The sequence below is a fragment of the Spiroplasma sp. DGKH1 genome (assembly GCF_040940205.1).
Lineage (GTDB): Bacteria > Bacillota_I > Bacilli_A > Mycoplasmatales > Mycoplasmataceae > Spiroplasma.
In genome coordinates this window covers 105,527-116,800 of the sequence record NZ_JASTWG010000006.1, presented here as the reverse complement: position 1 = coordinate 116,800, position 11,274 = coordinate 105,527, and the positions used below count along the sequence as shown (strand labels likewise).

Below are 11,274 nucleotides of genomic sequence, written 5' to 3'. Positions count from 1 at the left end.
GGAATGAGTCCTGTTGAATACAGAAAATCATTCCTATAACTTATTTTTAATATGTCTACTTTTCTTGACATATTCATGCTACTATTTTTTATTTTATTAAATTATTATGGTGCAGTGCATATACTAATCCCTTAAATAATAAGAGTTTATCAAATAAATAATTTGATAATAATTGCTCAAAATGATAACTATTGCCCCCCGTAATTACAATAATAGGGTTTTTTAAATGAACAACAATTTCATCAACAAGAGCTTTAATTGCTAAACCATGACCTTTGACTAGGCCAATATTAATAGCTTGTTTAGTATTTTTCCCAATATAAGCATCTTCATAAGAAATTTCGAATTGTTGCAATAATTGTGCCCGGGAAAATAAGGCTTCACTAGCTGTTGCTAACCCCGGCATAATCACAGTTCCTTCAAATTGGTGGTCCTTGACCATTGTAATAGTGGTCGCAGTCCCCATATTAATAACAACACTGTCATTTTTATTAAACTCATGATAACTAGCATAAGCAGCCGCTAGCAAATCAGCTCCTAAATTACGGGGATTAGGAACATTAATTGTAAAATCATCAATCACTAAATTTTTTTTCAATTGGTAAAACGCTAAATGATGATTACTTGCTAAATCACGAATGACTCCATCCCACATTGGGCGGACAGAAGATAAACAAATTAATTTAATCATTGCTCATGTGAGACCAATTTTATTAAAAGCAGCATTAATTTTTTGTAATAAGTGTTTTTCAATAATCAAATTTTGACTTGGTAAGGTTAAAAAATGATTAATTTCTTGACCATCATAATTAGCAAACTTAATGGCAGTATTCCCAATATCAATTAATAAATACATCTTATTGCTCCTTTTGTTGTAAAAATAAAATTTCATTGATAATTGCTTTCGCAATTGCTAATTTTGAACTATTATCCACTGGTAATGCTCTTGTTTTTGATAATAAAATAATTTTATTTTCCTCACTGTTCATTGCTGAAATTTCGTTAATAACAATTAAGTCTAAATTTTTCTGATTTAACTTTTCTTGTGCATATTCTAAGTCAAAATTATTTTGAGCACTAAATCCAACTAAAAATTGGCGGGTTTTCTGGGCACCTAGTTCTTTTAAAACATCAACATTTGTCGTTAATTTAATTTCTAACTCTGGATGATCTTTTTTACTAATTTTCCCTGTTAATGGGTTAGCAATTTGATAGTCATTTAAAGCTGCACAAGCAATCACAATATCTTGCTCGCCATATTTTTTTAACATTACCTGAAGCATTTCTTGGTTAGTGGTTACTTTTGTGGTTGGGTAATTTATCGGAATATCAACATCTCCTTGCACAACAGTAAGGCCAGCTTTTGCTCACTGTAAAACATGGGCTAAGGCATCACCCATTTTACCCGATGAATTATTTGTTATGTAGCGAATACCATCAAGATAAGTGCGGGTGCGACCAAAGTTTAATAAAACTTTTTGATTTTGGAGCTGATCTTGAAAGGAAAAATACTCTTCAATATGAGCGAAAACATCTTCTCATTCCCAGGCACGACCAATCCCATAAATTTTACATGCTAATAATCCGTATTTAGCTGGTAAAACTTCTACTCCATCTTGAGCGAGGGTTTCTAAATTACGTAAATTAGCTGGAGAATTATACATTACCGTATTCATCGTCGGAAATATCATTTTATAAGCATCCGTGGCACTATATACTAAACTTGCTAAACTATCGGTAAAACCATTCGCAATCTGAGCAATAAAATTATGAGTTGCCGGATAGCAAATAAATAAATCACTATCTTTGGCAATGCCAATATGTTCAGAGGGATCATTTTTACTATAATAGTCATGGGTAAAAATTTCAGTATTAATTTCTGCCGGAAGGTTTTCTAAAAAATGCAGAGCTCCTTTTGTAAGAACTAATTCAACATGGTATTTCTTTTTTAAAGCTTCATATAATTTTAACCCCTTAAAAGCAGCAACACTACCAGTAATTGCTAATACAATCTTTTTCATTTTCTTGTCTCCTTAATTTTGCCTTGTTAAGGTTATTCTATAATATAATGACCAAGAAAAAAAGAGATAATTAAGATTATCTCTTTTTACTCATCATCTTTTTGGTCTTCACTTGGAATTAAATTATATCCTTCTAGTAATTCTTGAAATTCATCATCTAGGGCTTCCTTATTAATAAATTCGGCCAATTCTTGCTGGTTGATTTGAAATTCCCCATTATTTTTTTCAAGATTTTCAATAATTTCTGATACTTTGTTAGAATTACTTTCGTTGCCTTTAGTTACCATAATTGCTTCTTCAAATAAGATTTTAGCAATTTCTGTTAATGTTCCATAAATTGTTTTTTGTAAATCACTAATTACTAAAATTTTGTCCCCAATCAAACGATAATTTTGTTGTGCTAATGTTAAGGTCTTTTTTAGATGGGGATTATTTGCTAAAAATTGTTCAAAATCTTTATCATTATCTAAAACAATTTTTGTTAATTCGCCCATTGCCTTTGATAATTCTAAAAAGCGGTTTTGAACATCTTCAATTAAATCGTTGCGTTGAAGCAAACGCTCATAACTATTAACCATTCTTGTGGTACCCCGAGCGAATTTTTTTAACCGCTTGTGAACGCAAATCTTGCAAGTTTTCATTTCACATCATTCATTCTAAATAACGGAAATAAAAAGTTTTAACATAATTTAATTTTTGACCATATAACTCCTGAGCCACTAACTTAACTTTTTTTAAAATTTTAATATAAGTATAGTGCAACTCGGGTTCTTTTTGATAAAAACGTTGGTAAGCATCAGCGTATTCTTTAACTAGCCCACTAATGGTATGTTCTAAACTACGAGTTTTTTCAATGATAATGCGTTTCATAATATCATCTTTTTCTGCCATGGTATAGTTACCATTTTTTTTAATATAATATAATTTAATTTCTAATGATAAGATTGGATTAATTTGGTCCACAATATTTTCGGTTTCCACAATTAAAGATAGTTCTTTAATAACAGCATTATAGAATGGACTACCCCTACCAATTTCATTACTTTCCATATTTTCTCTCCTTATTAGACAAATATTTTTCTGCAACTCAATATAAATAATAAATTTATATACTATTAATTTTATCCTATTTTCTTAAATTATGAAAATCATTTGCATCATATTTTTCTCATTTTGGTAATGACTTAATTATTAAAAATTAAGTATCATATCCAATAATATAGTCATCATTTTTTAGATTATCGACCGAAGAAATAATTGCTTGAATTTTCATATAATAGTTAGTGCCAGATAAAATTGGATATTTTCGATCAAAATAAGTTTTAATATATGTTAATTTTTGACGATAAGTTGTTAATCACTTGTGGGCAATTAAATTTAACTCTTCCATAATTTCGCGTTGATTAACACTAATCGCATCTTTTCGTTTTTCGGGATCTAGTTTTTTAAATAATTCAGTTGCTTTCTTTTTAAAATTAATTGCATAATCAATAAAACCAACCACCCCTTCAATTTTAATGGGGGTCATATAAATTCCTAAATCATGGGAACGACAGTAATCATATTGAATCCGAGAAATTTGAGAATTTTTTAATTCATTTTGCACAAGATTTAAATCATTAAATTCTTTAATATTATAAATTTTAAAATCGACATAATAATCATATGGTGTTAAAAAAACACTATTAGTATACCAACTATAACGAGAAATTGATTCAAAAATTTCTTCTTCTATAAATTCAAACTCACGGAAATAATAAGTTTCTGAACGTCAAAACCGCTCTAAAATATAAAAGATTAGTTCTTCCCCATCAATATTTTTACTAAACCAGTTTTTTTGATAGTTAATGTCATTATATTTTTCTAAGTCCTTTTTCTCAAGGCGGTTAATACTATCAATTTTTTGTAAAAAAGCATCATAGCGTTTGATAAAATACTCATAAAATCAACGCAAAACTAAGGTATATAAAATATAATAATAAGCAAAGTCTCCTTTTAAGACATATTTAATTAGTTTAACTAAGCATCGTAATAAATTATTTGAAATCTTATTAGCTTTGTTAAAATACTGGACCACCTGAATCATATTATCAGTCTTTTCCACCCCATTGCGTCAAAAAAAGTAGTCAAGTTTTCCATTATTATTTTTATAGCAAAACGGAATTATCCGAACTTTAATGGTAACTTCCTCTTCAACCAAATATTCTAAATAACCATCATTTTGCGTATTTTTTGAGTCAGTGTAATTACTATTTTTACGAATTTCACTAGCAATATTCTGAAACATTTTTTCTCGTAACCCAGTTGTTGTTTTTGGTAAGTATTTAACAACCGCAATTTCTAATTCAATCTTTTCATATTTTGTTAAGGTTTTACAGCCAAATTCACCAAGAGCAATTGTCTGATAACCATATTTTTTAAATGCACTTCGGTAATTATCAAAAATTGTTTTTAACTTTCGTTTAATATTAGTCTGTAAATTAAAATGTTTACTAACAATACTATTCAATTCTAAAAACTTTGGTTTCTTGTCCATCTGTAGCCCTTCTTCTATTGAATTTAAAAATTCCTCTTCTCATTAATTATATCTTGAATTAAAAGATTATTTAATGTTAATTATTGTATTATCTTGAACATCAATTGCAAAAGCATTCGGATTCTTGTTTAATCCTGGCAAGGTAATAATTTTTGATAAATAAACAATAAAATATTGTGCGCCCGAGTTTAATTTAAGATCCCGGATAATTACTTTATTATCATGGCGATCAGCATTCCCCCAAATTGTTTGGTGATTCTTGGCCATACAAACTGGAAAATGATTAAATTCCGAAATATTATAATGCTTAATTTTAGTTAAAGCTGCCGGGGAATACTCAATATTATTGGTAGCATATATTTTTTGACAAATTATATCAATTTTTTCATTTATTAAAGTATGGTTAAAATCAATAATTGGCGTATAGTGTTGTGGCTGGTTTGCTAATTTAATAATTTTATTTGCTAAATCTGGTTGATCTTTAATTCCTAAATGATAAGTATTATTAATACCATATTCAATTTTATTTTTTTCTAACCAATCAGTTAAAAATTTAATTTCAACTGGTAAATCAGTGGCAAATTGATTAATGCAAACTAAAAAATTTAAATGGTAATTTTTAATAATATTAATATGGTGTTCTAAATGATTTAGACCTTTAGCAAGACTTGCTAAATCAAGAGTATCTAATTTTTCTTCCGGCAAGTCACCATTTAATTTTAAGGCTTTAATCGTAACCACCAATACCGTACAGTCAGGAGTAAACTCTTGGTGTGAATTAACAATATCATTAAATTTTTCAAAACCCAAATCACTACCAAAACCAGCTTCACAAACAACATAGTCACTTAGTTTTAATCCTAATTCTGTGGCAATAACTGAATTCGTCCCATGGGAAATATTAGCAAATGGCCCGCAATGAATTAAGGCAGGCGTTTCGTATTTGGTTTGGACTAAATTTGGCAAAATGGCATCTTTTAATAACGCCAGTAATGAACCGGTTATTTTTAAGTCTTTAATATAAATTGGTTCATTATTAATATTATAAGCAACAATTGTTTGATCTAAACGTTGTCTTAAATCAGTAAGGTTTTTACTTAAACTTAAAATTGCCATAATTTCACTAGCCGCCGTAATTTGAAATTTTTCCCGGCGAACAAGATCTTTTTTAATAGCAATCTCAACTTCCCGTAACGCGCGATCATTTAAATCTAAACAACGCTGTCACACAATTTTATTAATATCAATTTGAAGTGGATTATCTCAATACAAAAAATTATCAATCATTGCTGATACTAAATTGTTGGCGCTCGTAATGGCATAAAAATCTCCAGTGAAATGGAGATTAATTTCATTCTCTGGTAATAATACACATTCACCGCCACCAGTAGCTGATCCTTTCAAACCTAAGACCGGTCCTAACGAGGGTTCTCGCAATGCTAAGATTGTTTGATGTCCCAAATTATTTAATTTATCAGCAATTCCAATTGCCGAAGTAGTTTTTCCTTCGCCTGCTTTGGTAGGGTTAATCGAAGTAACTAAAATTAATTTACCCTTGCGGTTCATCTGATCAAAATTATTATATTTAATTTTAGCAATATTTTCACCATACAAAATTAAATCATCAGTTGCTAAATTAATTTTTTTTGCAATGTTACGAATATCTTTCATAACAATCATTCCTTTCAACTAATTTCTACTATGATTATATCTTAAATGCTAATATAATATTTTTTAATTATTAAAATTACTAGTTTTCATATAAAATATTGATAGATTGTATTAAGAAAGGAACCAAAAATGGAAGAAAAAATAATTGATGGAAAATTAGTGGCCAGTGAAATTAAGGCTAAAATTACTGCCGAAATTAATAATATTAAACTTAATAATTATCGAACACCAAAACTATGTGTAATCCAAGTTGGCGATAACCCAGCTAGTAGTACTTATATTAAAAATAAAAAAATTGCCTGTGAAAAAGTCGGAATTTTATTTAATTTGCTAAAATATCCAGCAACAATTACTGAACAAGAACTAATTGAACATATTATTACTTTAAATAATGATCCCAATGTTGATGGTATTTTAGTTCAGTTACCCTTACCTGATCATATTGACACTAATAAAATTATTGATGCTATTGATGTTTTAAAAGATGTGGATGGATTTTCAGCCCATGTCCTTGGAAATCTAATGATTAATAAAACAAAAGTTGTGCCTGCTACCCCCAAAGGGATTATGAGTTTATTTAACTATTATAATATTGACTTAGTTGGACAGCATGTTGTTATTGTCGGGAGAAGTAACATTGTGGGTAAGCCTCTTGCTAACTTAACAATTAACGCCCATGCTACGGTAACTGTTTGCCATTCCAAAACAAATAATTTATCTTATTACACTAAACAAGCTGACATTTTAGTTATGGCGGTGGGAAAACCAAAAATGTTAACCAAAGAAATGATTAAAGAAAATGTCATTATTATTGATGTGGGAACTAATCGAGATGAAAATAATAAACTATGTGGGGATGTTGATTTTGATGATGTCTATTCCAAAGTTAAAATGATTTCACCCGTCCCCGGGGGAGTTGGTCCGATGACAATTGCCTCACTATTAGAAAATATCATGCACTTATATGAATTACATAATAAATAAAAATAGTAGTTTTAAACTACTATTTTTAAGATATTTTTTTAAACTTAAATTGACACCACAGAATACTAAAGTTAATTATTAAAATACTACTAACTAAAATGATTGGAATTAAAATTCAAATAAGGGGGCTTTGTAAAAGATGATCCTCTTGGAAAATTAAACCAATAATTAATGTTGGTAAATAACCACCGATTAAGGCAAAGAAACTTAGTAAAATTGATTGATAGAATAAATGCAAGAATATTTTCTTTCTTTGATAACCTAATTTTCTTAATAACTCATATTCATTAATATTACTAATAATAAAAACTCACAAATAGTTAATGGCAATCACAACCGAAAAAACCCCTAGCACAAATAATAAAATTGTTCCTAAAAATTCTAACGCATGTTTGAAAACAATAAGCTGAGAATTATTATTAGGTCCCTGCAAAGTGGGCGCAGATGCCTCAAAATTAAGACCATACAATGAATAAGTTAAGAAAAAAATAATAATTATTATCACTAAAATAATTTGAAATAGTCTATTTAATGAACTATAAAATTCTTTTCCCGCATTTTGCAAATAGCAGGCTTTCTTATTTATCTTAGTAATGCCAAGGAGTATTATTCCAACAATTTCCTTTCCCATTAAATTAAAGCTAATAATTATAAATAATCCACCAAAAAGGAAAGTTGCACCATTTAAGGTTGCATTTGAATAGTAAATTCCAAATCCGGAACCCAAGAAAAGACAGCCCAGAATGATTTTAAGTCATAAAACTTTTTTATTATCTTTATTTTTATTAGCTAGCTTGGTAACACTAATTGTTTTTACCTTAAAAGTTGCTAAATATAGTAGAACATTAACAAAGAGCGTTCCAATAATTACATACCCGATAATTAATCCTGGGTTTTGGTAGAGCCTAAAACTAGCATCAACAATTGATCTTTGCATTAGCAATTTAATAAAATAATTGGCCAGCGGAAAAGACAACCCAAAAGCTAACGCTAATATTGGTACTAAGAAAATAATATTTTCTAAAAACACAAGATACCGAATTTGACTAATTCGAAACCCCAGAATTCTTAAATTCATATATTGTTCTAGTTTTAAATTAAAATTTAATTTTAAAATTATTTTAATTATTAATAATGAAATTAAGGCAACTAATCCAAAATAAATAATGAAAAATAAGGTTGTATTTGTCGACTTTGGTTGAGCACTGTTAATAAAACTGGCAATTAATAAATTTAAAAATGTGCCAATAAATAAAGCACCAATAAATAAAGTACAATATGTTGCAAGTGAGAGCGATCAATTCTTTTTAAATTGAAAAATGGCAAGCTTAAACATTTTTAAATAGTGCTTTCATTTTCTTCTCAATATCATCAAGTTGTAGTTGCGGATGAATTGATTCAATTTGATGATCAGCAATAAAAATAATACGACCAGCATATTGAGCAACATAAGGATCATGGGTAACAATAATTAAAGTTTTTTGAAAGTGCCGTACATTATTAATTAATTCCTTTAAAATTTGGTCACGGGTAATTAAATCTAACGCACCAGTTGGTTCATCAGCAAAAATAAAATTATTATTGCCAATTAAAGCACGGGCAATTGATACTCGTTGTTTTTGACCGCCACTTAAATAATTAATTTTTAAGTTTTTAACTTGCTCTAAATTTAAAGTTTTTACTAAGTAATCTAATTTATTATTATCAATTTTTTGATGATTAATTCGCTGGGTAATTAAAATATTTTCTTTGATTGTAAGATAATCAATTAATTTATAATCCTGAAAAATATAAGAAATATTTTGCGAGCGAAATTTTGTTAACTGTGGTTCTTTTAGTTTGGTTAAATTCGTTCCGTTGATTTCAATTGTTCCCGTGGTTGGACTATCCAGCCCTGATATTAAATTTAAAAGTGTCGTTTTACCAGAACCACTAAAACCCATAATTGCTATAATTTCTTGATGTTCAATTTCTAGATTGATTGCATTTAAAATATTTGTTTTACTAACATTTTTAATAATAATTGCTTTTTTCATGTTTACACCCTTTCTAAAATATTAGTTTATTTTAGAAAACTTGGGGGTGATAACACCGTTTTAATTTTTAATTTTCTTATTTTATTCTGTAAAACGATAATAAATAATAACCATCGGGGCGCTTGGTTAGGTATAATAGTTATTATTTCAAGATCTGATTTTATTGGTTCTTTTTCTTCTATGAAGAAATAACCAAATTTAAACTTCTGAAAAATAATAATAGTATAATAAGTTCCAAATAAAGTAATCCAACCTAAAACAAATAAAGATTCATGGAACTGTTTAAAGGCAAAAATGACAAAACCAATTTGTAAAATAAACATCCATAAGGTTAATATTAATGGAATAATAAATCATCCACTAAAGAAAATTGCTTTCGTATTAAATTTTTTCTTCATTCAAGTAAAGACTAATATTAATAAAACTCACGGAACCAAAGCTGGCAAAAAGAAAAACATGAAAAAATATCAACATAAAAATATTAAATATAATGTTGGTAATAACTTCATATTAAACCTTTTTAAAAAATACCGTCAGTTCATTTTAATTCTCCTTATTGTATTATTAATAATATCGGATCCAAAAATTTTATCAAGATAGATCAATTATTTATTAATTAAAAAGACCCTCTTGGGTCAGATATTTTTTTAATAAACTTATTCTTTTACTTTTTTTAAAATTGCTTCAATTTTATTAGCATTATCTAAGGAATCATCATAAATGAATTCTAACTCCGGACATTTATAAGTATCTAATTTATGTGCCAATTTTGATCGAATTTCTTTACGATAACGATCAATTGTACTTTGCAATTCATCTTTATCTTTTGACATTAATGAGGAGTAATAAACTTTCGCATGACTTAAATCATTTGTTAATTTTACTTCACTAATTGAAATCCCACTTAAAACTTGGCCTTTAATTTCCCTTTGCATAATTAAAGTTAAATCACGACTAATAATTGATTGTAGTTTTTCAATTTTAACTTGATTAGACATTTTTTTCACCTCTTCTATCAAATTGATATTTTTATTATAACTTTAATTTCTCTCAAAAGATAGTGTTGCTAAATACTTTTAATTCCGTTATGATGTAGATAATTGTAATAAAAAAACATAAGTGAGGCATCAAAATGAAACGGTGAATTCCTAAAAAATGATATAAAGATTACATTTGATACTATAAAGTTATTATTAGTGCAATTGCCTTTAGTTTTTTAGCTTATGGTTTCTATATGGATTGTTTTAAAGAATTCTGATATGTTAATCCACGGTTTGACCCCTGAGTAACTGATTATAGTTTACAAAATTATGATGTTTTATTAAGTTTTTATTCGGTCCAAGTTAATATCATTACCATTGTCTGGTTAATTTTAATTATTTTTAATCATCATCGCGAGCAAAAAAGCTGATTTTTTTCAACAAATTTTAAATTAAGTATTTTAAACTGAAATATTTTAATGTTTATCATTTTTTGAATTGGAATTATTACTGGTTATAAAAATGGCCAGTTAACCATTAGTGATTATACTTCAGCACAAGTTGCTTGTACAGTTGTTACCCACTTTGTGATGCCAATCTTATTCTTTGTTTATACTTTCCTAACTTTTGGGGATTATAAAATTCATTGGGTCAAAAATTTTGTTAAAAAAGACTGGTGAGTTGCCATCAGCTATCCATTATTTTACTTTTTTTATGTTGTAGTGCGCGGAGCAATATGAACGAAAGATGGAAATACCGCTTGAGCTTATCCTTACCCTTTCTTAGATTTAAATTTTCCCATGGTGGAAAATGCTTCAAAAGTTGAATATAGCCTATTAATTATTTTTGGATTTTTTGTTATTTTTTCGGGGGTGCAAATTTTATTAACTTTATTAAATAATGCAATGTTTAAAGTGTTTGAGAAATATCAGGATAAAACATTATGGTATGAAAAAATTTGAATTAAATTTAAAAATTGAATTAAAACCAAAACTAAGAACAGAAAAGATTATCAAAACGAATAAAAGATAACCTAACAGTTATCT

General features: G+C 28.0%; 12 protein-coding genes. 2 read left to right on the top strand and 10 right to left on the bottom strand.

Going from position 1 to position 11,274, the window contains the following annotated elements; translation table 4 throughout:
• Window positions 1-88: 88 nt before the first annotated feature.
• From QPK10_RS05665 to QPK10_RS05640, 6 genes are all read right to left on the bottom strand, one after another.
• Window positions 89-856 (bottom strand): type III pantothenate kinase, encoded by a 768-nt coding sequence (locus QPK10_RS05665; protein ID WP_368487035.1) that lies wholly within the window; start codon window positions 854-856, stop codon window positions 89-91.
• A gap of 1 nt (window position 857) precedes the next feature.
• Window positions 858-2,021, bottom strand: a complete 1,164-nt coding sequence (gene coaBC, locus QPK10_RS05660; RefSeq protein WP_368487034.1) for a bifunctional phosphopantothenoylcysteine decarboxylase/phosphopantothenate--cysteine ligase CoaBC — start codon at window positions 2,019-2,021, stop codon at window positions 858-860.
• Window positions 2,022-2,107: 86 nt separating this feature from the next.
• Window positions 2,108-2,599 carry a hypothetical protein gene (locus QPK10_RS05655; protein WP_368487033.1) on the bottom strand — a complete coding sequence of 164 codons (492 nt, stop codon included), beginning with the start codon at window positions 2,597-2,599 and terminating at the stop codon, window positions 2,108-2,110.
• Window positions 2,592-3,071 (bottom strand): hypothetical protein, encoded by a 480-nt coding sequence (locus QPK10_RS05650; RefSeq protein WP_368487032.1) that lies wholly within the window; start codon window positions 3,069-3,071, stop codon window positions 2,592-2,594. The genes QPK10_RS05655 and QPK10_RS05650 overlap by 8 nt, the downstream gene beginning before the upstream one ends.
• 148 nt (window positions 3,072-3,219) lie before the next feature.
• Complete coding sequence (locus QPK10_RS05645; protein WP_368487031.1) at window positions 3,220-4,557, bottom strand: hypothetical protein; 1,338 nt, start codon at window positions 4,555-4,557, stop codon at window positions 3,220-3,222.
• A gap of 66 nt (window positions 4,558-4,623) precedes the next feature.
• Entirely contained in the window at window positions 4,624-6,228 is a 1,605-nt protein-coding gene (locus tag QPK10_RS05640; RefSeq protein WP_368487030.1) for a formate--tetrahydrofolate ligase, read from the bottom strand.
• A 129-nt stretch (window positions 6,229-6,357) separates the two neighbouring features.
• Here QPK10_RS05640 and QPK10_RS05635 point away from each other — a divergent pair, with 129 nt between their 5' ends.
• Window positions 6,358-7,212 (top strand): bifunctional 5,10-methylenetetrahydrofolate dehydrogenase/5,10-methenyltetrahydrofolate cyclohydrolase, encoded by an 855-nt coding sequence (locus QPK10_RS05635; protein WP_368487029.1) that lies wholly within the window; start codon window positions 6,358-6,360, stop codon window positions 7,210-7,212.
• 25 nt (window positions 7,213-7,237) lie between these two features.
• On the opposite strand, the gene QPK10_RS05630 is transcribed toward QPK10_RS05635, so the two are convergent.
• The 4 genes from QPK10_RS05630 to rbfA form a co-directional block, all read right to left on the bottom strand.
• Window positions 7,238-8,548, bottom strand: a complete 1,311-nt coding sequence (locus tag QPK10_RS05630) for an FtsX-like permease family protein (RefSeq protein ID WP_368487028.1) — start codon at window positions 8,546-8,548, stop codon at window positions 7,238-7,240.
• Complete coding sequence (locus tag QPK10_RS05625; protein ID WP_368487027.1) at window positions 8,541-9,248, bottom strand: ABC transporter ATP-binding protein; 708 nt, start codon at window positions 9,246-9,248, stop codon at window positions 8,541-8,543. The genes QPK10_RS05630 and QPK10_RS05625 overlap by 8 nt, the downstream gene beginning before the upstream one ends.
• Before the next feature lie 26 nt (window positions 9,249-9,274).
• Window positions 9,275-9,790 carry a hypothetical protein gene (locus QPK10_RS05620; protein WP_368487026.1) on the bottom strand — a complete coding sequence of 172 codons (516 nt, stop codon included), beginning with the start codon at window positions 9,788-9,790 and terminating at the stop codon, window positions 9,275-9,277.
• Window positions 9,791-9,904: 114 nt separating this feature from the next.
• A complete protein-coding gene (gene rbfA / locus QPK10_RS05615) occupies window positions 9,905-10,246 on the bottom strand; it encodes a 30S ribosome-binding factor RbfA (RefSeq protein ID WP_368487025.1) in 342 nt (113 codons plus the stop codon).
• 134 nt (window positions 10,247-10,380) lie between these two features.
• Between rbfA and QPK10_RS05610 the strand changes: the two genes are divergently transcribed.
• A complete protein-coding gene (locus QPK10_RS05610; protein WP_368487024.1) occupies window positions 10,381-11,253 on the top strand; it encodes a hypothetical protein in 873 nt (290 codons plus the stop codon).
• The last annotated feature ends 21 nt before the right edge of the window (window positions 11,254-11,274 follow it).